This window comes from Kluyvera genomosp. 3 (assembly GCF_011765685.1).
Classification (GTDB): Bacteria; Pseudomonadota; Gammaproteobacteria; order Enterobacterales; family Enterobacteriaceae; genus Kluyvera; species Kluyvera georgiana_A.
This window is the reverse complement of the sequence record NZ_CP050321.1, coordinates 3,215,099-3,235,240: the sequence shown is the minus strand read 5'-3', so window position 1 is coordinate 3,235,240 and position 20,142 is coordinate 3,215,099. Positions and strand designations below refer to the sequence as shown.

The window sequence follows — 20,142 nt, the reverse complement described above, 5'->3', positions numbered from 1 at the left end:
CCATGAAAAACACGCTGATTTTTGGCTTACTGCTCCTTGCTTCGTTGCGCGCCTTCGCCGCGCCGCCGCTGACGCCCGCGCAGGAAGCGCGCGTCCAGGAACTGGTGCAGGAGACCTTGCTTAACCATCCGGAAATCCTCGCCGCGGCGGCGGAAAAGCTCGACCAGCAGAGTGCACAGGCCGATCGCGAGCAGTTGCAGACGGCCCTTAAGCAACACCAGGACTTTCTCTTCAATGACCCGAACTCTCCGCGCTTCGGGACGGCGCATCCCCGGTTGACGCTGGTCGTGTTTACCGATTACAACTGCCCTTACTGCAAGAAATTTGACCCGTATCTGGCAAAGATCGTGGCGAAATACCCCGACGTGGCGGTGGTGTTTAAGTTTCTGCCTTACCGCGCAGAAAGTTCGGTCACCTCGGCACGCGATGCGCTGACCGTGTGGCGTACGCATCCTGAGCAGTTCCTTCGCTTCAACGATATCCTGATGGCGAGAAAGGGCTATCACGATGATGCCAGTATTGCTGAAGCGAAAAAGAAAGCCGCAGTGGTGGTGGATAAGCCCGATGAACAAAGCCTGGAAACGCTGAAGAAAAGCCTGGCGGTCGCGCAGCAGCTTGGGATTCAGGGCACGCCCGCCACGCTGATTGGCGGCGAACTGCTGTCGGGCTGGATCCCGTATGAACAATTTGACGCAATGGTCAGCGAAGCGCTGAAAAAACAGTAAATTGACTCGCGGGGGGACTCCCCCGCGTTAAGGAGAGACGAGTATGAAACCGATCGCGCTGATGGCGTTATCCTTAATCCCGACGCTGGCCTTTGCCAGCGCGCCGCTGCCCGACATTGTAAAACGCTTTAGCGAGCAGCAGAACATCACGATAGTCAAAGAGATAGACGCTCCCGGCGGCATGAAAAGCTGGGTCGGTCAGTATCAGGATATGGGCGTGACGCTGTTTCTGACGCCGGATGGCAAGCACGTGGTGTCCGGTTATCTTTATGACGATAAAGGTAAAAACCTGAGTGAAGACTATTTCAAAAGCGAAATTTATATCCCGATGGGCCGGGAGATGTGGCAAAAGCTCAACAGCGCCCACGCGCTGAAAGAGGGGGCCGATACGGCGGAACGCAAGGTGGTGGTCTTCGCCGATCCGTTCTGTCCGTATTGCAAAACGTTCTGGTCGGCGGCCCAGCCCTGGGTGGCGGCGGGTAAAGTGCAGCTTAATACGCTGTTGGTGGCGTTCCTCAACCCACAAAGCGGGCGTAACGCCACGGCCATTCTGAACGCCGATGACCCGGTGGCGGCCTGGCGGGAGTATGAGCTCTCTGGCGGCAAAAAACTGCCGCCGTTTACGGGCACCACGCCGCGTGAAACCTTCAATTTGCTCCAGCAGCACCAGAAGCTGATGGACGATCTGGGGGCGAGCGCGACACCGGCCATTTATTATATGAATGATAAAAATGAGCTGCAGCAGGTGGTCGGCATGCCGGATGAAAAGCAGCTGATTGACATGTTCGGCCCACGCCCCTAAGTCATAGCAACGTGCGCGCTGGGGCGGGGGTGACCCCTCCGGCGCCCGTTTAGCCCCAGACGTGGATAAAATTCAGTAACACGGTCACGATGACCCAGGCTAACAAAAAATAGCGCCGCTTGTCGTTGCGAGATTCCAGCGCGGAGAAATAGTTGGCGCTGTAAAAGGTGGAGACAATAATCGCCAGCGTGACGACGATATGCCATACCGATTCCCGGATGCCAACACAGGCGCTGACGGCGCTAAAACAGAGCACGATAGCAATGCCGTTAAGCGCGTTGCACATCAGCCAACCCCACAGGCTGGCGGGCCGGACAAACATTTGTTCGAGTCGTAATACCAATGAACTATTCACCCTGTAAATATAAAGTGCGCATAAAATGCAGCTTATGCGTAGGCGTGTAGTTGACCAAAATCAACGTTGTGGGCTGATGTCGACAATTATGTCCTGAATGTTGAGCGGTGTTGGCGTACAGACGGCCAGACTGAGCGCATTTTGCTGGCAATGAGCAATAAAATGCGTCGCAGGCTGCGTGCTGTCGATGTCGGCCATCTGCCACACGCCGCCGCCGCGTTGTTTCACGATAGCCTCTTTTTGCGTCCAGATGCGCCAGAAGGCGGCAAGCTGGTGTTCCGGGCGTTCGGCGGCAATTTCCGCCTGTTCGCCGTCGCTGTAAAACGCACTCACCAGCGATGGCCAGCGCGGGCGCGGGCGGATAACCTCAATATCGCAGCCCACTTCCCCTTCATCGCTGAGTAGCAGGGCGATGTTGTCGCCGCTGTGGCTCAGGTTGAACCACAGCGCCTGCTCCCCCCCAAACGCCGGTTTCCCCTGTTCGCCATAGATAATCTCCGGCAGCGGCGAGCAGACGTGGCAAAGTAACGCCCGACCCGCCAGCCAGGCGGAGCGTCTTGCGCCCGGCGGTGCCGCCGCCATAATTTCTGCGGCGAGCGGAATGGCGCTTAAGGCCGGAATGTTCCCCAGATAAAGCCGGTACATTTCAGGGCCAGCGTTGAATAATCATCGAGGTGTTGATGCCGCCGAAGGCAAAGTTATTACTCTGCAGGAACTCACAATCCACCCGGCGGGCCTTCGCCATGATGTAGTCCAGCGCACCGCAGTTTTCATCCGGATGCCGCAGGTTGAGCGTGGGCGCAAACCAGCCTTCGCGCATCATCTGCAGACTCATCCAGGCCTCCAGCGCGCCACAGGCGCCGAGGGTGTGACCAAAATAACCTTTCAACGAGGAAAAGGGGACGCGGTCGCCGAACAGCGCGGCGGTTGCCTGGCTTTCGGCAAGATCGCCGCGGTCCGTTGCGGTGCCGTGGGCCGAAATATAGCCGATATCCTGCGGACTTAAGCCTGCCACTTTCAGCGACTGCGCCATACAGATTTGCATGGTTTCGCGCTGTGGCTGGGTGATATGGGCGGCATCGCAGTTGGTGGCAAAGCCGACGATCTCGCCGAAGATGGTCGCGCCGCGCGCTTTTGCGTGCTCCAGTTCTTCAAGAATGAGCGTTCCGGCGCCTTCACCCACCACTAGACCGTCGCGTTTCTCGTCGAACGGGGAGGGCGTTGTTTTCGGTTGGTCATTGCGCTGGCTGGTGGCGAACAACGTATCAAAGACCGCCGCTTCTGAGGGGCACAGTTCCTCTGCGCCGCCCGCGACCATCACGGTCTGGTAACCGTGGCGGATGGCTTCCCACGCGTAGCCAATCGCCTGGCTGCCCGAGGTACAGGCGCTGGAGGTGGGGATAACCCGCCCGCGCAGGCCAAAGAACAGGCCGGTATTCACGGCGGTGGTGTGCGGCATCATCTGCACGTAGGTGGTGGCGGTAATGTTATTGGTGTGCTTCTCGGTGAGCATGGTGGCGAATTCGCTCATCGGGCCGGTGCTGCCGGTTGAAGAACCATAGGCAATCCCGGTTTCACCATTAGTCAGCACCTTATCGTCGAGCAAACCCGCCTGCTCCAACGCCAGCTCGGTGGCCCGCGTCGACAGCAGTGACACGCGGCCCATCGCGCGGATGCGTTTACGGGTGTAATGGTCCGGCAGCCTGAAGTCTTCTATCGGCGCGCCCAGCAGCGTTTGCAGCCCGTCGAATTCCTGCCATTCCGGCATATACCGTACGGCGTTTTCGTAGGCCAGCAGCCGGGTGGAAACGTCCTGCCAGTTATCGCCAAAGGCGGTGACGCCGCCCATCCCGGTAATCACCACGCGGCGCGTCATAGCATCCCTCCATTAATGGAAATAACCTGGCGAGTCACGTAACCGGCAATATCTGACATCAGATAAGCGGCCAGCCCGGCCACTTCGTCCGCCTGGCCCATGCGTTTCATCGGGATAGCGGCCATGGCCTCTTTCAGTGCCGTCTCTTCCATCTGCAGCATGCCGGTATCGATAAGCCCCGGCGCAATGCAGTTGACGGTGATTTTGCGTTTTGCCAGCTCTATCGCCAGCGCTTTGGTGGCGCCAATAATGCCCGCTTTGGCGGCGCTGTAGTTCACCTGGCCCCGGTTACCCATCACGCCAGAGACGGAAGAGAGCGTGATAATGCGTCCTCCCTGGCGCGCGCTAATCATCGGCATAATACAGGGCTGAATGACGTTGTAGAAACTGTCGAGATTGGTGTGGATCACCGCATCCCAGTCGTCATCGCCGAGCGCCGGGAAGGCGGCGTCGCGCGTTATGCCAGCATTGCTCACCACGCCGTACCATGCGCCATGCGCCGCAATATCCTGCTCCAGCACCGTGCGGCACTGCGCGCGGTTTGCGACGTCAAATTGCAGCAGACGAGCCGCGCCGCCAAGGGTATGAATCGCTTCCAGCGTCTCCTGCGCACCAGCCTCGTCCTGATGATAATGAACGCCGACCACAAAACCTTCCGTCGCCAGCTTTTGGGCGATGGCGCGCCCGATCCCCTTGCTGGCACCGGTCACTAAAACTGAACGACTCATGCGCACGCTCCTTGTTGAAAGAGAGAATGAAGTTCTTCCGCCGTCGGCTGGAATGTATTCACACGACCCGATGCCAGCGGCTCCGCGCCGACATGAATTGTGCATTCAAAGCTGCCGAAACGTTCGTCCTGCATCAGGCGGCTGATGGCGACAGAAAGCGTTTTTCCGCCCGGCAACGCGCCCGCGGCGCAAACCAGCTCACGGGCGCCGAGCACCATCCCCAGCGCCATCGCCTCCAGCCCTTTCTGCTGACGATGCCAGCCGGACCACACGCCGACGGTCTGCGCCATCAGCTCCAGCGCGAACCAGCCGGGGAGGTTTCCTTGCGGATCGAGATACGGCCCCAGCACGCCGTCGGAAGTCACGGCGACGCGGCAAATGGCGGTTTCCTCGGTCAAGCTCACCACCTCTTCCAGCAGCAGCATGGGGGCGTCGTGCGGCAGATAGCTGCCGGGTGATAAATAGCGGCTCATGAAACCCTCCCGAGCAGGATGCTGGCGTTGTTGCCGCCAAACGCGAACGAATTTGACAGGATAACCGGGCGCTTCAGCGTCTGCGGCTGCGTAATAATCCCGCAGGGTGCCAGTGCCGGGTCGCGCGGCGACAGGCTAAAGTCCTGGGCAGGAAGCGGTAGATTTCGTTGTAATATTAACATGCTGAGCGCCGCCTCGGTGATGCCTGCCGCGCCCAACGTGTGGCCGGTCAGGTGCTTGGTGGAACTACAGGGCACCGCTTCGCCAAAAAGCGCGTTCACCACGCGAGATTCGATCCGATCGTTCAGCGGCGTTGCGGTGCCGTGCAGATTAATGTAGCCGATATCGGCAGCGGCCATCTCCGCGTCGTTGAGCGCTTGCTGAATGGCGCGAATCGCGCCCTCTCCCTGCGGATGCGGCGCGGAAATATGGTAAGCATCGCTCGACTCGCCGACGCCCAGCAGCGCGATAGGCTGCGGCTCACGCGTCAGCAGCATCAACGCCGCGCCTTCACCGATGGTGATGCCGCAACGATCCTGAGCAAACGGCTGGCACCGCGTGGTGGAGAGCGACTCCAGGCTGTGGAAACCATTAATCGGCATCCGGCTCAGGGTGTCCGCGCCGCCGACGATCGCCACGTCCGCCAGTCCGGCCTCAATCAGGCGACGACCGCTGATGATCGCGCGGGCGCTGGAGGAACAGGCGGTTGAAAGGGTAAACGCCGGGCCGTCGAGCGCTAACCAGTGGCTGAGAAAGCGCGACGGGTCGCCCAGCTCCTGCTGCGGATAGCGCCACGCGGTGCTGGCTTCGCCGTTCAGGGTCAGGTTGACGTGCGCGTCGCCCTCATCCAGGCCGGAGGTGCTGGTTCCGAGCACCACGGCAACCCGCTCATGGCCATACCGCGTGATGGCGGCATCCACCTGCGGCTGAATCTGCGCCAGCGCGGCCAGCAGCAGCTGGTTGTTGCGCGAGCGGTGGTCGCGAAAGGTATCAGCAATGACGGGCAGCTCGCCGTCGACGCCGCCCAGCACTGCCTCGGGATGTCCCTGAAGCCAGCCGGTTCTTGGGCGCATGCCGGGGGCCACGCCGCGCGTCAGGTTCGTGGCGATCTCATCGAGCGTGTTGCCCAGCGCATTGATCATGCCGACTGCCGAAATATAGATCATCTCAGTCACCCAGATATTGAATGGTGATGTGGTATTTAAAAACGTGCTGCGCAATGCTGATTGGCTCACGTTTGCCGTGGCGGTTGAGGTAGGTGATTTCGGTCACCAGCTTACCACGGGCGTTGCGCAGCTCGCGCTTATCGCCGCTGTCGGTCAACGTCCAGCCGGCGGGCAACTGCGGCTGCCAGGCGCTGATGGGCCAGTGGCTGAGCATCACGTCGGCCAGTACCTGGCTGGCGGGCGGCAGCTGTGGCGCAACGATCGACTGTTCGGTGTGCAGCCCGTGTTCGTCGTAGGTGGCGAGAAACAGACGAATACCGACCGACGACAGGCCCGCGAGGGTGAGTTTTTTATCATCGGCGTTCAGCATGACCAGCAGCGACTGGGTCTGACCGTTGAAGTTGCCGGTCAGCAGCTGCTGAGAACTGAGTGCCGGAGAGATGCCCGGCACCGGTAGGGTCACGCGGGTTCCCGGCTCCAGCCACGCCTGCGGGCGAGCGGATGGCGCCGGTGGCGTGTGGCTGCAAGCGGTCAGCAGCAGAGTGCCGATCAGAAAAAGGGCGCGGATTGCCGGATGGCGACACGCGTCGCGGTACGCTGTAGGCCGGATAAGGCGACGCCGCCATCCGGCAAAAAAGGTCGCTGTCATCATCGTTATTTCTTCTCTCTTTTCGTCGGCATCGCCAGCGGCGATAGCAGAAAGGCGGTGAAAATGCCGCTCACCAGTACGATACCGAAACTGCTGATGGCCTGCGTGGCGCTAAAGACCAGCATGCCAAGCGTCAGCAGTGTCGTCAGCATCGCCAGCGTAATTGCCAGCAGCGACGTCAGCGGCGTGCCGCGCGGGTTGCTGAAAAATAGGGTGTAGTTAATACCGATCCCCAACACCAGCACCAGCGCCAGCAGCGAGAACAGGTTCAGCGGATGTCCACTGAACGCCAGCACCGCCAGCCCACAGCCTAATGACAGCAATGAGGGGACAAGACTGATGACCCCTTTCCGCCAGCCGAGGCGGGCGATTGCGCCGCAGGCAATCACCGCCAGCGCCACGCCCAGCAGGCCGGTCAGAATATGGCGATAGAGCGCGAACAGCGCATCGAAAGTGTGTTTACGATCCACCCACGCCACGCCAGGCTGTTTTTTACTCAGCGCATCCAGCGCCGCGCTTTCTTTGACCCCTTCAGCGGGTACCAGCACGCCGCTTTCACCGTTGGGCAGCGTCAGCCACAGCAGACGCCAGCCTTCACTGGCCGGGCTGCTCAGCCAGCTATCGACCGTCACCGGCATGGGCTTAAGGTCCGGATTCACCATGGAGATCCCGGCACGGCCTAGCGCCTGAGCGATGGCGGGCGCGGCGGTTTGCAACGCCTTGAGGTCCTGCTGCTGCCGGGCGAGGGAATTCAGTGGAAGAGTGCGATAGCCGCTGATCCAGCCGCGTTGTTTCGCCTGCTCCAGCGCGGGAATAAACCCTTCCAGCCGCTCCAGCGTTTGCTGTGCAGAACTGCCATAAACCACAAACCATTTTTGATCGACGCGCTGCCCGGTTAGCGCGGTAATCGCTTTTTCCTGCGCCAGAATGTGCTGCGGCAGCGCCTGAAGCTGCGAGATATCGTCATCGACGCGCAACGCGGCGAGGCCCGCCAGCGAGAAAATCGCCAGCGCCACCGGCAGGCCGACGGACAGTTTTCGATTGCGTCGCCATGCGGCCAACCAGCGCAGCATCAGCCCTCGCGCCGGAACCGGGCGCACCGGCAGACCACGACACAGCCACGGATGCCAGAAAATCACCGTCAGACAGGAGGCGGAGAGGCCGACGGCGGCAAATACCGACATCTGCCGAATAGCGGGGAAGGGGGCGAGCATCATGATTAGATACGCCGCCACGGTGGTCAGCAGCGCCAACAGCAGCGCGTTACGCACTTTGGCGAGGCTTTGCCACGGCGAGGCTTCGGCGCCATGCACCATGCGCTCGGTCAGATAGTAGAGCGTGTAGTCGGCGGAAATACCGATAATGCTCATGCTCATCACCAGCGTCATCAGGTGCAGCTCGCCGAACGCCAACAGCGTGACGACGGTGCCCGCCAGCGCGCCGATGGCGATGGAGGTCAGACACAGCAGCAGCGGGCGCAGCGAACGGAAAGTGAGAAGGATCAACAGCACTACGCCGAGTATCGTTGCTGTGCCGAGCGTTGAGATATCCTGCTTCGCCTGCTGGCTGGCGTAGTCGCTGTAAAACACCGTCCCGCGCGACAGCAGCTGTGCCTGCGGATGGCGGGCCTTCAGCTCGCTTTCCAGTGTGCTCAGCGTGGTTACCAGCCGGTGCGTTTGCTGCATGTCGAACGACGAGCCGGACAGCTCGCCGTGCAGCAGATACCAGTAGCGTCCGTCGCCATCCTGCGTCACCAGCCAGCCGTCCATCAGCCTTAGCCGCTGGCCATTTTTCGCCATCGCCAGCTGCGCGCCGCGCATCAGCATCAGCGGGTCGTTTTGCAGCTCTTTGCCGCTCACGCCGGAGAAGGCCGAATAGAGCTGGGAGAGGATCCACTGCGCCTGCGCTGCGCCGCCGTTTTGCAGCCGCGCGCGGGTCTCCGGGTCAACCAGGCCGTTACGGTGCTGCCAGAAAAAGTCGCCCCAGGCTTGCTGGCTGTCGGCATCCATCGGGCCTTTGACTTCCGCCAGCGCCTGCGATTTTTCCAATAGCGCCAGCCAGTCGCGGGCGACCTGCGGGTCGGCCTGTTTGCCGGGGCTGACCAGCCAGACCAGCTGACGGTCGAGGCGCTGCATAAACCCGTCGTTAAGGCTCGGCGGAATCGCGCCCATTGCCTGTTTCGGCAGCATGGCCAGCACGCTGCTGTTCAGCCGCGCTTTCGGCAGCAGCGTCAGCAGCGCCGCCAGCATCAGCAGACAGCAGAAAGCCCACAGCAGCGCCGGGCGTTTACTGGGCGGCAAAGCGTTGGCGTTCGTCATCGGTCAGTTGGGCGGGCGTCAGCTGGTGTTGAGAGAGGACAATATCGGTGCGATCGCCCTGTTTATCGTTGAGCACAATGCGCTCCAGATAGTCTTTACCGGCCAAATCAATGGTGGCGAAGATTTTATCCAGCGGCGTCGTGGTTGGCGTCAGGCTCAGCGTCCAGCGGCCTGCGCCCTGGTCTTTAAAATCGACGCGGAAGTTTTGCTCAAGCACGGCGCGATCGGCCTGGAACAGCGCGCGCAGCAGGTGGTTAAACTGGAACATCTGCGGGTTGTTTTCCGCGGTGATGGTCTGCGGCGGCTGGCCGTTAACGGCCTGCACCATACGTTTGTCATCGAGCAGGAGCTGCATCGGGAACGGGCTGGTTTGATCCCACAGCAGCCCCCGATCGCGGGCAATCAGCATCGTCCCCTGAGAACGCAGCGGCTGCGGCAGATCCTTGATGGTCCGGGTCTGGTCGAAGTGTGCGCGAATCACTGGCTGTTCGGTAAAGCGTTGTTGCAGCGCGTCGAGCGTCAGTGCGCTGACAAACGGGCTTATCAATAGCGCCAGCAGCGGCAGCCATCTCATGGCGTGACCCCCATACGTTCAAACAGAATATCCGGGCTGACGAAGCACATCTCGCCGCTGGCGTCGTCCACCGCCACCTGGATGGTGTAGCCGCTGGTGGCGCGCTGGCCGCTTTCGGCATCGAAAATGTCGTAGTTGATGCGCAGGCGGTTCTCAAACTCGTTGATGCGCGCGCGGACGCGAATGCGCTGCTCGAAAGTCAGCGGGTGACGGTACTTCACGCGGGTATCGACCACCGGCCACAGGTAGCCGGAGGCTTTCATCTGCCGATAGCCGTAGTTGAACTGGTTCAGCAGCGCTTCGCGGGCGATTTCGAAATAGCGGAAGTAGTTGCCGTGCCAGACGACGCCCATCATGTCGACGTCGTGAAAAGGAATGGTCAGCTCAACTTCAGCCGTAAAACGGGGATCGTTTAGCACCCTTTACTCCTTGTGTTGCGGATCCGGCAACTGCCAGAAATCAAAAAAGTTAAACCAGTCGAGCGGTGACTGCAGCGCATAGTGCTCGAGGCGTTCGGCATAGCGGTCGATGGCGTGCTGTAGCGCCTGCTGGCGGTTGGCGCGCGGTAGCGGCAGCGGGTCGGCAAACGGTTCACAGTGAATGTGCAACAGCCCCTGCTGGCGCAGCGCGAACAGCAGTTCGACCGGGCAGCGCAGCAGGGCGGCGAGAATAAACGGCCCCTGCGGGAACGGCGCGAGCTGGCCCATAAAACGGCTCCAGCACACGCGCCATTGGCCACCGCGCTGCGGACTGACCGCAATACGGTCACCGACGATAGCAATCCACTCGCCACGGTCCAGTTTTTCCTGCAGCAGCATGGCGGTATCCGGGCCAATGTCGGTCACCGGCAGCAGGTTAATCCCGGCCTGCGGGGCCATCTCCTGCATAATCTGTTTAAAGCGCAGGGCGTTATCGCTGAACACCAGCGCGTTGATAACCGTGCTGCCCTCCCGCTGCGCCAGCGCGCGACACACTTCAACATCGCCCAGATGCGAGACCAGCAGCAGCTTGCCGCGGCCCCCGCCGCCGTTTAAGGTCGCTTGTGCGCCGGGCGCGAAGACCACGTCGCGGCCGGGTTGCAGCTCGCCGCGCCAGCTGGCGATTTTATCGAGCATCGCGTTGCCAAAACGCAGGAAGTGCTGATAGCTGGTGAGGTTTTTCGGCACCGGCATGCCGCGCTCGGTGAGCTGTTCACGCACGCGCGTTATCCAGCGCTGTGAAGCGTGGCGAGCGCGGCGGGCCGTCAGCCAGTAGACGCCCACCACCGGGTAGAGCAGCAGCGTGAAGGCTTTTCGTCCCAGTAAGCGCCACACTTGCAGCATCAGGCGCATCCCCCATAAGCCTTTGACCTCCTGCTGGCGCGCCCAGTGCGGCGAGGCGCGGCGAAATAGCAGCGTTGGGAGGCGCGGCAGCATGCCAAGGAACAGCCGTGTGTGCATCCATGAAATGCGCAGGTTGTCTTTGAAGGCATCGAAATGGGAAAGCCCGTCCGACGGATAGGTCACGCGGGTCGGGACAAAATAGCTGGTGTTGCCCTGCCAGTAGAGTCGCACCATCACTTCGGTATCAAAATCCATCCGCTGACCAAGCCTCACCCGTTGAGCGAGCTGGAGCGTGGGGGCAAGCGGGTAGACACGAAAACCGCACATGCTGTCTTTCAGCTGCAGCGACAGCGTTTCAATCCATACCCAGACGTGGGTCACCCAGCGGCCATACAGGCGCGAACGGGGAATCGAGTCGTCGTAAATCGGCTGCCCGGAAATCAGCGCCGTTGGGTGTGCTTTCGCCAGCGTCAGCAGTTTGGGAATATCTTCAATCGCATGCTGGCCGTCGGCATCCAGCTGGACGGCATGGCTATAGCCCGCTTCTGCCGCCGCCTGTAGCCCACGGATCACCGCCGCGCCTTTACCGGCGTTTTCCGCCTGGCGAATCAGCGTCAGGTTCTCGGTTTGCGCGGCCAGCTGTTGCAGCGCTTCGCGGGTGGCGGCATCGCTGCCGTCGTCGACCACGATGCAGGGCAGGCCAAACGGCTGCAGGCGTGCGAGCACGTTCGCCATCATCGGGCCGTGGTTGTAGCAGGGAATGACCACGCAGGGGGAAAAGGTCAACGACATAACCGAATCTTCCCGCTGCTGGCCGTGTGGCGCGCGTCGCCATCGTGGCGCAGGTAGCTGAACGTCAGCAGCCCGCGCGCTTCCTGCCAGTTCAGGGTCAACGTGACCACCATCGATGGCAGGAGCGGAGCCTGAAATTTCACGTTCTGCAGGCTGTGAAAACGCCAGCCGGGGGCCAGCTCTGTGGCGGCGTAATGCATCACCCAGTCCAGCTGGGCCACGCCGGGCAGCAGGGGCTGAATGGCAAAGTGCCCCTGGAACCAGCAAAGATCGGGATCGAGAGTAAGCACAATCTCAAGCTGCTGCGGCGGTGCCTGATGGCGCTCAATTTCACGGGGTTTCATGCAATAACTCCTGCAATTGCGCATAGACACGCTTATTCATACTGTTAACCGGAATTTCATCGATAACGCGCCAGTAGCGCGGCACGGCGACCGGCTCCAGCCAGGGACGCAGCGCGCGTCGCCACGCCCGCTCCAGGGCTTTCCCCCCGCCGTTTTGCCAGCGCTGACGGGCGTCATCCTCCAGCACCAGCAGCACGCCCACGCACTGGCGACCGTGGCGAGTGACGGCCAGCGCCACGGCCTCGCGAATGCCATCCAGTGCCAGCAGGCGTTGCTCTATTTCGCTGAGCGAAACGCGTTTCTCTTCAATTTTAACCACCCGGCCATGGCGGCCAAGCAGATGGAAATGACCGCTCGCGGAAAGCTGTAAAACATCCTCGAGCATAAACCCGTTAACGTCGGCGATCAGCGGCGAATACACGCGAAACGCCGCGCCTTGCCGGGCGAAATGGATACCCGGGAAAGGCTGCCAGCGGGGATTTTCCCGTTCACGGTAGCGCCAGGCGATCACGCCGGTTTCGGTGCTGCCGTAAATTTCATCCGGCCAGACCTTCAGCCAGGCGGCGCTGCGCTGCGCATCCTGCCAGTCCAGCACGCCGCCAGCGGAGAGGGCCAGCGCCAACGGCGGCGGCACCAGCTGCGGATCGAGGCGTTTGAGAAAGGCCGGGCTGCTGATAAACGCGTAGCGATGCGCGTGGCTCAGCGCAGCCAGCTGCTCGGGGAACGCGAGCATCGTGGCATGCAACGGCAGACCGAGCGCCATCGGCAGGAAAATGCGAAACGTCAGGCCATAAAGATGCTGCGGTGTGACGGACGCGACGATACGGCAGCCGGAAAGACGTTCGGCAAACTGCGCGGACAGCAATCCTGCCTCACGGTCGAGGCAGACAATCGGCTTGACGATACGCTTGGGCTGCCCGGTGGAGCCGGAGGTGAACAACTCGATCATGGCATCGTCGCGCAAGGGCGGAAAGTGAACGACGTCGTTGAGCGTTGGCGTGGTGTCCACTACCAGCTGCGTTCCCGGCCACTCCAGCGGGGCATCGCTCAGTACGCCGTCGAACAGCGCGCGCTGTTCATCGAGCAGCGCGGGGCGGCTATGGCCGGGGAGCACCGGGATTTTGCCCGCGTGCAGGGTCGCCAGCAGGGCGACGATAAACCGATAACCGTCTTCACAGCACAGCGCCCAGCGGTCACCCTGCTGGTGCTGCAAACGCGCCATCAAGCGCGCAACGTCGCTGCGTAAATGCGCCAGCGTCCACAGGCGATCGTGCTGCCAGACGATGGGCGTCGTCGAAGGGCGGGGTGCGGTAAGCCATTCGGCAAGCGTCAGCGGCGGCTTCACTGAGACCCCCGCTTTCTCAGGCGACGGCGAATCAGCCATTCTCCCGCCATGAGCCCGCCCATCAACAGATAGGCGATCATGCCGTTCCACAGCGTCCATAGCGTCATGTCGCCGTACACCACGGTAAAGAGGGCCACGCTGCCGTTAACGATAAAGAAACCGCTCCAGATTTGCGTCACCCGCCGGGTATAGCGCACTGCCTGCGGGGGCAGATTGGGCTCTTGCAGTCGCGCCAGTCGTTCAATAATCGGCATGGTCGACCACAGCGAACCGCCAAATACCGCCAGCATCACGGCGTTGACCACCACCGGGTAAAGCAGCAATAGCTGATGGGTTTTCAGCAGGTAGCTGGCCACGCACAGCGTAACGCCAGCCGCGGCGACGATCTGCGTAACCACGCGCAGCGGCCCGGCCTGCCGACCGGTCTGGCAAAAACGCAGGAGAAACAGCAGCGCCATGAGCGGCAACAGCCATTGCAGGCGATGATGCGCCAGCGCGTAGCCAATCAGCAGAGGCCAGGCGAGCAGGAGTGCGCCCGTTATCAGGGCAACAAACGGCAGCGAGCGCGCGCTCGACACGGCGGTTACGCTTCTTTCAGCAGGCCAGCGACCGCATCGACCACATCCTGCACGGTACGAACGGCTTTGAACTCTTCCGGCTTAATTTTTTTACCGACCTTCTTTTGCAGTTGCACGACCATATCGATAGCGTCAATGCTGTCCAGCTCAAGGTCTTCGTACAGACGGGCTTCCGGCTTAATATCCTGCGGATCTATCTCAAACAGCGTCTCCAGCAGCGCGGAGACTTCGGCGTAAATTGCGTGTTGTTCGTTCATAGCCTGGCTCCTTATGCGCGCTGTGATTGAATGAAAGACGCCAGGGTGGCGACCGAGAAAAAGTGCTGGCGCATCTCGTCGCTTTCCGCGGAGAGCACCACGCCGTACTGATTTTTTACCGCCAGACCCAGCTCAAGGGCGTCAATCGAGTCCAGACCGAGTCCGTCGCCAAACAGCGCCGCCTCGCTATCGATATCCTCAACGGTAAGCTCATCCAGATTTAATGTGTTGATGATGAGATGCTTAATTTCGAGATGAAGCGCTTGCATCATTAATTCCTATGCCAGTCTCAGTATTTGTTTGTAATTTCAGCAAAAGGTGCCGATTTAATCGTCTTGCAGCCAGCGCCAGTTCTTGTTCTTCTGTTGGATAAAACGCCTCGACGCTGACCCGTTCACCCACCGTAACGGTAAACCGGGGTCGGGTGGGGGGCGCATCGTACCATTTACGCTGTTTACTTAGCATAGATTCGGTACAGCGAATCACCACGATGCGAATGTCGCAGCCGCAGCGGACGGCAATATTCGCCGCGCCGCGCTGGAGCGTCATTTTTTCGCCCGGCACGGTACGCGTTCCTTCGGGAAAAATCAAAATTGTGTCGCCCTGCTGCACGCGTTGGCAGCTGGCCGGCAGCAGGATATCGGCCCGATCGTTAATCAGGTAATCCGCTGCGCGAATCACGCCGCTAACGAAGGGATTTCGCAGCAGCGCGCTTTTTACCAGACAATCGGTTTCCGGCATGATAGAGGCCAGCATGACGTAGTCAATCAGACTAGGATGGTTCGCCACCACCAGACAGCCGCGATCCTCACGCAATGCGTCGGCGTTTTCAATGCGGTAGTCCAGCACGCCAACGGCTTTCACCACCGCTAAGAACAGGCGAAAGCTGGCCGAGATACTGCGCCGCGCCAGCCGTTTGCGGCGCGTTTTGTCGCGCACGACCAGCAGTAATAAATTAAACCAAATCAACGAGAGCAGCAGACCGCCCGCGCCAAACAGGGCGAAACAGACGCCGGTCATCGCGGCGCGCCAGAGGCGGTTCAGACGACCACTTTTCCCGCTCATGCCCGGCTCCAGCACCACTGCATACGCTCGCCGTCGACGGTAAAGGCTCGGGCGTCCTGAAGGTAGTGCCTGAGGAACTGCAGGCTTTGCGGCAGCGCGGGCTCATCCTGCGTGGTACCCGGCTGCGTCTGGCAGCGCCATGTGTCCCCGGCTTCCAGCACCAGCCCGACGGCATAGGGCCAGGTCGGCATCGTCGGCGGCAAATGCGGATGATAAAACGCGGGCAACTCACCATCAAAATCGACCAGCAAAACGCGGCGGTATCCCGCGTGAATCAGGGCGATGGCTTCACATAACCCTTGCTGAAACGTATCTCTTCCCGCCGAAAGCGAGGAAGAGACCAGCGGCTGTTGGGCGGCGATGGTCAGATTGCCGACCGACGAGTTGTGCACCGAAAGGGCGAAATCGGTCGGCGAAAGCGGTTGTTCCGTCGCCAGCGCCTGCAGGAGACGGAAGTTGCGTTCCAGTTCGCCGTGGCGGCTGGTGAACAACACGGCATCGACCGGCTGGCGACGCAAAAGCGTCAGACCGCACTCAACGGCCAGCTTGCTGCCCGAACTGAGGCGGCGCGCGGTCATCATCGGTAGCGCCGTGGGTTTGGCCAGCGGCGCCGATGGGTCGATAGCCTGTGCGTGCAGCGACCAGTCTCGCCACTGCTCATCGCTGGCGAGCCCTGGGGCAGCGGCCTGCCAGTCAATGATGTTGAGTGATAATTTCATGCATTCGCGCCCAATTTATGAGTCAACCAGCCTTTGGGTGAACGTCAAAATACCATACCACGCCGTCTTAACGCGATTTCTTATGACATCCCGGCCGCTCACAAATGTGACCGCGCGCGCTAACCGGCCAGGATGCCGGTTTTGTCCTGTTTAATGTCATCTCTGTCCGTTGATTCAAAACGGCATCCAGCATTTGATGAGGCATCGGATTTTCCGACCGCAACTGCCTGGAGGATGAGAAGAGATGACCCATCAGATTACCCTTCGTTTTGAGGATGGCGCGACGCAGATGATTGACTGTCGCGCCGGTGAGTCCGTCGCCGATGCGGCGCTGCGCGCCCGCGTCAGCATCCCGCTGGACTGTCGTGACGGCGTCTGTGGTACCTGCAAGGCCACCTGCGCTGCCGGTGACTATCAGCACGGCGACTACGTTGATGAAGCGCTTTCAGCGCAAGAAGCGCAGGCGGGGAGGGTGCTGACCTGCCAGATGCGTCCGTCCAGCGACTGCGTGATTGAGATTGCCGCCGCGTCGGACGCCGCTGGCGTGGGAACCTTCCACGGGCGCCTCACCGCCAGTCGCGCGCTGTCGCCGTCGACCCTGACTTTCTCGATTGCCCTCGATGACCGTCAGGCGCTGAGCTTCCTGCCGGGGCAGTATGTCAATGTGCAGGTACCCGGCAGCGACCTGACGCGCTCCTACTCCTTCAGTTCCGGCCCCTCAGAAAACGAGGTGTCGTTCGTGGTCCGCAACGTGCCGCAGGGGCTGATGTCGACCTGGTTGAGCGAGCATGCCCGCGTCGGCGAGGCGATGACTTTTCGCGGGCCGATGGGCAGCTTCTACCTGCGCCCTCTCGAGCGCCCGGCGCTGTTTCTGGCGGGAGGGACCGGGCTGGCTCCGTTCCTGTCGATGCTGGCTAAGCTGGCGGACGACGGCGAGACCACCCAGCCGGTACATCTGATTTTTGGCGTGACCCGTGACGAAGATTTGGTGGCACTGGAGACTCTCGACGCTTATGCCGCGCGTTTACCGAACTTCAGCTACCGCTGCACCGTTGCCGATCCTGAAAGCCGCCACCCGCATAAAGGTTATGTCACTGAGCACATTGATGCCCGCCTGCTTAACGCCGGTGAGGTGGATGTCTATCTCTGCGGCCCGCCGCCGATGGTGGACGCGGTGCGCAGCTATCTGGACAACGCCGGGGTGATGCCGCGTAACTTCTACTATGAAAAATTTGCCGGGGCGACGCAGGCCGTGCAGAGCGGCGAGCTGCACCTGGCGGCGGCGGACGTGGATGACGCGTTCGACCTGCGTCTTGCGCTGGAGCTTGGCGCGGTGCAGCTAACCATGGGGCGTCTCTCCGGCGAACAGCTGACCACTTTCCGGCATCTGGCTGACGCTACCGCGGCGTTTGTTTCCGGGCGGCGTTTCCTCGACGTGGCGGGCTATGTGGCGGCCAACCAGGCTTTCCATCAGTTCCTGATTGAGGCGACCCGCAACGCGCAGTTGATTGCGCTCTACGCCCAGCTGACGGTGCGTGACTACATTGACCGCGCGCTGACCGCCAGCGTCGAAATCGTCGGCGATATTGTGCAGCAGCACCGGGATTTAGTCTCGGCCTTTGAATATGGCGACCTCAACGCCGCTCGCGACGTGCTGGCGCAGCACGCGCACCATTCCCGCACCACCATGAGCCGGGCGCTGGCACTGAAGACGGCGCCTGTTGCCGTCGTGCCGCCCGTTCCGGAACCCGAAGCGCCGCGCTGTCCGTTCCACGACCTGCAGCCATCGCTGCCGCCTTACTCACACGAGCTGGCGTGGCCGGAAGGGCTGGCGCCGTTTAAGGTGGTGGACGACGGCTCGCAGGGCGACCCCTACGAGCACTACCGCTGGATGCGCGAACACGCGCCGGTGCTGCGCTGCCAGTCGGCGACCACCGACGTCTGGTTCCTGTCACGTTATGACGACGTGTATCAGGCCATTCGTAACCCGAAATTGTTTTCGTCCGAAGTGGTCAGCCCGCCGCCGCTAACCTTCCTGACCCTGTTCGACGCGCCGGGGCATACTCGTCTGCGCAAAGTGGCGCAGCCGTCGTTTATGCCGCTCGCCCTGGAGCCGTTTATTCCCGAAATTGAACGCCGCGCCGAAGAGCTGATTGACCAGATGCTGGCGAACGGCGGTGGCGATGTGGTGGAAGATTTTGCCATTCCACTCAGTATCGCCACCATTTCGACGATGATCGACGTGCCGAATGAAGACGAAGAGAAGATGAAGTTCTGGTCGGATGAAACCTTCAGCTACTTTGGCCGTCTGGCGCGTAACGCCCCCGGTACCGGCACCGATGAACAGAGCGCGATGGCCTTCTTCGCCTACCTGAAAGAGGCGATGGAACGGCTGTATCTCAGCAACAGCCAGTCGATTGGCGGCCACATTGCCCGAATGTGGAAAGAGGGGCTGCTGTCGGAGAAAGAGGCCAAAGAGCTGTGTGCCTTTGTCTTTATCGCCGGGCATGACACCACCACCATTCTGGTGGCCAACGCCTTCCGTATGTTTGCCGAGCAGCCGCAGCTGGTGGCGCGTATTCACGACAACCTGGACGATGCCGATCGCTTCGTGGAAGAAGTGGCGCGCTATCGCGGCACCGTCCAGCGGGTGAGCCGCATCACCACGGAGGCCACGACGGTGGCGGGCGTTGAGATCCCGAAAGGGGCGGTGGTACGTCTGCTGCTGTCGGCGGCGAACCGCGATAGCCGCAAATTCGTCAACGGCGAAACGTTTGATATCGATCGCGATACCAGCGGGCATCTCGGCTTTGGCAACGGCATCCACAAGTGCCTTGGGCAGCCGCTGGCCAAGCTCGAAACGCTGATCGCCACCCGGCTTATCGCCCGCAAAGTGGGTGATATTCGCCTCGACCCGGCGCGGCCTATCCAGTACGTACGCGGCAATAACCTCACCAACTCCGGCCCTGAACACCTGTATGTGCAGATGACCGCGCGGGCGGATTAAGCGGAGTGCGACAGGCGGCCCTGCTCCTGATGCCGGTATTCCGTGGGCCGCAGCCCGGTTTGCTTGCGGAAAAAACGGCCAAAGTAGGCCTCGTCGCGAAACCCCAGCTCGCGGGCGATCTGCTTGACGCTGAGCGTCGAGTAAACCAGCAGCCGACGGGCTTCGTGTACGGCGCGCCGGTCAATGGCTTCGATGGTCGAAATGCCAAACGCCTCGCGGCAAATGCGGGTGAGTTGACCGGCGGAAATGCCCATCGCATCGGCATAGCTGGCCACCGGCTGGCGGGTACGGCAGCGTTCATCAAGTAGCAGCCGGAAACGCTCAATCCGCGCCACCAGAGCGGCGCGGGCAGGGTTGCCCGCCAGCCGCGCCTGCTCGCACTGGCGCGCAATCTGCACAAACAGGGCGATAGTGAGCGCCAGCCCGGCGGTGTACTGCCAGCGTTCCGGATGCTCCGCTTCGCGACCGATGGCATCGAACAGCGCCTCCAGCGGCGCGCCGCGGCGACTCTGTGGGTCGACCGTCAGTACCGCTGGCGTGCGGACAAACGCCAGCAGTTCGGGCGCGGCGGTCATGGCGATCGACTCGATCGCCGACTGCGCGGTGGTGATGACGTGGCCGTCCACCGCTTCGTGAAAACGAAAGCCGTGCACCGAGCGGGCGGGAATCACCACCAGACACGGCGCTTCCAGCTGCCAGAGCTGGCCGTCTATCGAGGTTTCGCCGCCGCCGTCAGTCAGGTAAAGCACCTGAATCAGCGCCTCGTGAAAGTGCGGCTCGATCTCAAAACCAAAGCGGCTGGCGCGTGCGGGAATGCGCTCGTGATGGACGCTATCGACGGCGGCCTGCGCGCCATACAGCGCGTAGTTGGGCAGCGTTTTACGCGCGGCGTTAGCGGGCATGATGCCGGTTTTGTCCTGTTTTTATGTGCCGCATGTGGCAATGCTCCGATAAGGGGATGAGATTAAATTCGGCGATAAAATGCGCGATCGCGCAAGTGCGGAATCTTCATCTTGTGATGTGGAACGGGTGGCAACGCGGGCGCTT

The 20,142-nt window shown here is 61.3% G+C and carries 22 protein-coding genes and 1 pseudogene; 4 read left to right on the top strand and 19 right to left on the bottom strand.

The annotated features are described in order from the left end of the window. Positions 1–2: 2 nt before the first annotated feature. Together GY169_RS15345 and dsbG are read left to right on the top strand one after the other, a co-directional pair. Complete coding sequence (locus tag GY169_RS15345; protein ID WP_167576260.1) at positions 3–725, top strand: DsbA family protein; 723 nt, start codon at positions 3–5, stop codon at positions 723–725. A 43-nt stretch (positions 726–768) separates the two neighbouring features. After that, positions 769–1,527 (top strand): thiol:disulfide interchange protein DsbG, encoded by a 759-nt coding sequence (gene dsbG, locus GY169_RS15340; RefSeq protein ID WP_163447890.1) that lies wholly within the window; start codon positions 769–771, stop codon positions 1,525–1,527. A 49-nt stretch (positions 1,528–1,576) separates the two neighbouring features. On the opposite strand, the gene GY169_RS15335 is transcribed toward dsbG, so the two are convergent. The 18 genes from GY169_RS15335 to GY169_RS15250 all read right to left on the bottom strand — a co-directional run bounded on the left by GY169_RS15335 (position 1,577) and on the right by GY169_RS15250 (position 16,088). Then, positions 1,577–1,813, bottom strand: coding sequence for a hypothetical protein (locus GY169_RS15335; protein ID WP_064548925.1), 237 nt, complete (start codon positions 1,811–1,813; stop codon positions 1,577–1,579). A gap of 129 nt (positions 1,814–1,942) precedes the next feature. Next, positions 1,943–2,527: a 4'-phosphopantetheinyl transferase AcpT gene (gene acpT / locus GY169_RS15330; protein WP_167576259.1), complete on the bottom strand. Its 585-nt coding sequence runs from the start codon at positions 2,525–2,527 to the stop codon at positions 1,943–1,945. A gap of 1 nt (position 2,528) precedes the next feature. Continuing rightward, entirely contained in the window at positions 2,529–3,758 is a 1,230-nt protein-coding gene (locus GY169_RS15325) for a beta-ketoacyl-ACP synthase (RefSeq protein ID WP_163447892.1), read from the bottom strand. Beyond that, positions 3,755–4,486 (bottom strand): 3-ketoacyl-ACP reductase FabG2, encoded by a 732-nt coding sequence (locus tag GY169_RS15320; RefSeq protein WP_167576258.1) that lies wholly within the window; start codon positions 4,484–4,486, stop codon positions 3,755–3,757. Before GY169_RS15320 ends, GY169_RS15325 begins: the two co-directional genes overlap by 4 nt. Next, positions 4,483–4,959, bottom strand: a complete 477-nt coding sequence (locus GY169_RS15315; RefSeq protein WP_167576257.1) for a 3-hydroxy-fatty acyl-ACP dehydratase — start codon at positions 4,957–4,959, stop codon at positions 4,483–4,485. The genes GY169_RS15320 and GY169_RS15315 overlap by 4 nt, the downstream gene beginning before the upstream one ends. Next, positions 4,956–6,125, bottom strand: coding sequence for a beta-ketoacyl-[acyl-carrier-protein] synthase family protein (locus GY169_RS15310; protein ID WP_167576256.1), 1,170 nt, complete (start codon positions 6,123–6,125; stop codon positions 4,956–4,958). The genes GY169_RS15315 and GY169_RS15310 overlap by 4 nt, the downstream gene beginning before the upstream one ends. Before the next feature lies 1 nt (position 6,126). Further along, the gene (locus GY169_RS15305; RefSeq protein WP_223882108.1) at positions 6,127–6,777 is read right to left on the bottom strand and encodes a DUF3261 domain-containing protein; all 651 of its coding nucleotides are present in this window, start codon (positions 6,775–6,777) and stop codon (positions 6,127–6,129) included. Positions 6,778–6,779: 2 nt separating this feature from the next. Beyond that, positions 6,780–9,092: an MMPL family transporter gene (locus GY169_RS15300; protein ID WP_167576255.1), complete on the bottom strand. Its 2,313-nt coding sequence runs from the start codon at positions 9,090–9,092 to the stop codon at positions 6,780–6,782. Beyond that, positions 9,061–9,666, bottom strand: a complete 606-nt coding sequence (locus GY169_RS15295; RefSeq protein WP_167576254.1) for a LolA family protein — start codon at positions 9,664–9,666, stop codon at positions 9,061–9,063. Before GY169_RS15295 ends, GY169_RS15300 begins: the two co-directional genes overlap by 32 nt. Beyond that, positions 9,663–10,085, bottom strand: a complete 423-nt coding sequence (locus GY169_RS15290; protein ID WP_167576253.1) for an acyl-CoA thioesterase — start codon at positions 10,083–10,085, stop codon at positions 9,663–9,665. Before GY169_RS15290 ends, GY169_RS15295 begins: the two co-directional genes overlap by 4 nt. Positions 10,086–10,088: 3 nt before the next feature. After that, complete coding sequence (locus tag GY169_RS15285; RefSeq protein ID WP_167576252.1) at positions 10,089–11,780, bottom strand: glycosyltransferase family 2 protein; 1,692 nt, start codon at positions 11,778–11,780, stop codon at positions 10,089–10,091. Then, on the bottom strand, positions 11,771–12,124 hold the full coding sequence (locus tag GY169_RS15280; RefSeq protein WP_163447900.1) for a hydroxymyristoyl-ACP dehydratase: 354 nt from the start codon (positions 12,122–12,124) through the stop codon (positions 11,771–11,773). The genes GY169_RS15285 and GY169_RS15280 overlap by 10 nt, the downstream gene beginning before the upstream one ends. Beyond that, positions 12,111–13,469, bottom strand: coding sequence for an AMP-binding protein (locus GY169_RS15275; RefSeq protein ID WP_167577319.1), 1,359 nt, complete (start codon positions 13,467–13,469; stop codon positions 12,111–12,113). Before GY169_RS15275 ends, GY169_RS15280 begins: the two co-directional genes overlap by 14 nt. Beyond that, a complete protein-coding gene (locus GY169_RS15270) occupies positions 13,466–14,047 on the bottom strand; it encodes a hypothetical protein (RefSeq protein WP_167576251.1) in 582 nt (193 codons plus the stop codon). Before GY169_RS15270 ends, GY169_RS15275 begins: the two co-directional genes overlap by 4 nt. Before the next feature lie 5 nt (positions 14,048–14,052). Beyond that, positions 14,053–14,304 carry an acyl carrier protein gene (locus tag GY169_RS15265; protein ID WP_064548954.1) on the bottom strand — a complete coding sequence of 84 codons (252 nt, stop codon included), beginning with the start codon at positions 14,302–14,304 and terminating at the stop codon, positions 14,053–14,055. 11 nt (positions 14,305–14,315) lie between these two features. Continuing rightward, a complete protein-coding gene (locus tag GY169_RS15260) occupies positions 14,316–14,573 on the bottom strand; it encodes a phosphopantetheine-binding protein (protein ID WP_064548955.1) in 258 nt (85 codons plus the stop codon). Next, positions 14,548–15,369, bottom strand: coding sequence for a lysophospholipid acyltransferase family protein (locus GY169_RS15255; RefSeq protein WP_167576250.1), 822 nt, complete (start codon positions 15,367–15,369; stop codon positions 14,548–14,550). The genes GY169_RS15260 and GY169_RS15255 overlap by 26 nt, the downstream gene beginning before the upstream one ends. Continuing rightward, positions 15,366–16,088 (bottom strand): beta-ketoacyl synthase chain length factor, encoded by a 723-nt coding sequence (locus tag GY169_RS15250; RefSeq protein WP_167576249.1) that lies wholly within the window; start codon positions 16,086–16,088, stop codon positions 15,366–15,368. Before GY169_RS15250 ends, GY169_RS15255 begins: the two co-directional genes overlap by 4 nt. A 244-nt stretch (positions 16,089–16,332) precedes the next feature. Between GY169_RS15250 and benC the strand changes: the two are divergent. Continuing rightward, positions 16,333–17,340, top strand: a pseudogene (gene benC, locus GY169_RS23460) (benzoate 1,2-dioxygenase electron transfer component BenC); the annotation flags it as partial. Beyond that, entirely contained in the window at positions 17,341–19,095 is a 1,755-nt protein-coding gene (locus GY169_RS23455; protein ID WP_223882178.1) for a cytochrome P450, read from the top strand. Here the strand turns inward: GY169_RS23455 and GY169_RS15240 are convergent. Continuing rightward, positions 19,092–19,997 (bottom strand): helix-turn-helix domain-containing protein, encoded by a 906-nt coding sequence (locus tag GY169_RS15240; protein ID WP_167576247.1) that lies wholly within the window; start codon positions 19,995–19,997, stop codon positions 19,092–19,094. The genes GY169_RS23455 and GY169_RS15240 overlap by 4 nt on opposite strands. Positions 19,998–20,142 lie beyond the last annotated feature (145 nt).

Bases quoted from the DNA above. Each gene is read 5' to 3' on its own strand.
- GY169_RS15345 (WP_167576260.1), top strand. From the start codon at position 3: ATGAAAAACACGCTGATTTTTGGCTTACTGCTCCTTGCTTCGTTGCGC.
- dsbG (WP_163447890.1), top strand. From the start codon at position 769: ATGAAACCGATCGCGCTGATGGCGTTATCCTTAATCCCGACGCTGGCC.
- GY169_RS15335 (WP_064548925.1), bottom strand. From the start codon at position 1,813: ATGTGCAACGCGCTTAACGGCATTGCTATCGTGCTCTGTTTTAGCGCC.
- acpT (WP_167576259.1), bottom strand. From the start codon at position 2,527: ATGTACCGGCTTTATCTGGGGAACATTCCGGCCTTAAGCGCCATTCCG.
- GY169_RS15325 (WP_163447892.1), bottom strand. From the start codon at position 3,758: ATGACGCGCCGCGTGGTGATTACCGGGATGGGCGGCGTCACCGCCTTT.
- GY169_RS15320 (WP_167576258.1), bottom strand. From the start codon at position 4,486: ATGAGTCGTTCAGTTTTAGTGACCGGTGCCAGCAAGGGGATCGGGCGC.
- GY169_RS15315 (WP_167576257.1), bottom strand. From the start codon at position 4,959: ATGAGCCGCTATTTATCACCCGGCAGCTATCTGCCGCACGACGCCCCC.
- GY169_RS15310 (WP_167576256.1), bottom strand. From the start codon at position 6,125: ATGATCTATATTTCGGCAGTCGGCATGATCAATGCGCTGGGCAACACG.
- GY169_RS15305 (WP_223882108.1), bottom strand. From the start codon at position 6,777: ATGATGACAGCGACCTTTTTTGCCGGATGGCGGCGTCGCCTTATCCGG.
- GY169_RS15300 (WP_167576255.1), bottom strand. From the start codon at position 9,092: ATGACGAACGCCAACGCTTTGCCGCCCAGTAAACGCCCGGCGCTGCTG.
- GY169_RS15295 (WP_167576254.1), bottom strand. From the start codon at position 9,666: ATGAGATGGCTGCCGCTGCTGGCGCTATTGATAAGCCCGTTTGTCAGC.
- GY169_RS15285 (WP_167576252.1), bottom strand. From the start codon at position 11,780: ATGTCGTTGACCTTTTCCCCCTGCGTGGTCATTCCCTGCTACAACCAC.
- GY169_RS15280 (WP_163447900.1), bottom strand. From the start codon at position 12,124: ATGAAACCCCGTGAAATTGAGCGCCATCAGGCACCGCCGCAGCAGCTT.
- GY169_RS15265 (WP_064548954.1), bottom strand. From the start codon at position 14,304: ATGAACGAACAACACGCAATTTACGCCGAAGTCTCCGCGCTGCTGGAG.
- GY169_RS15260 (WP_064548955.1), bottom strand. From the start codon at position 14,573: ATGCAAGCGCTTCATCTCGAAATTAAGCATCTCATCATCAACACATTA.
- GY169_RS15255 (WP_167576250.1), bottom strand. From the start codon at position 15,369: ATGAGCGGGAAAAGTGGTCGTCTGAACCGCCTCTGGCGCGCCGCGATG.
- GY169_RS15250 (WP_167576249.1), bottom strand. From the start codon at position 16,088: ATGAAATTATCACTCAACATCATTGACTGGCAGGCCGCTGCCCCAGGG.
- GY169_RS15240 (WP_167576247.1), bottom strand. From the start codon at position 19,997: ATGCCCGCTAACGCCGCGCGTAAAACGCTGCCCAACTACGCGCTGTAT.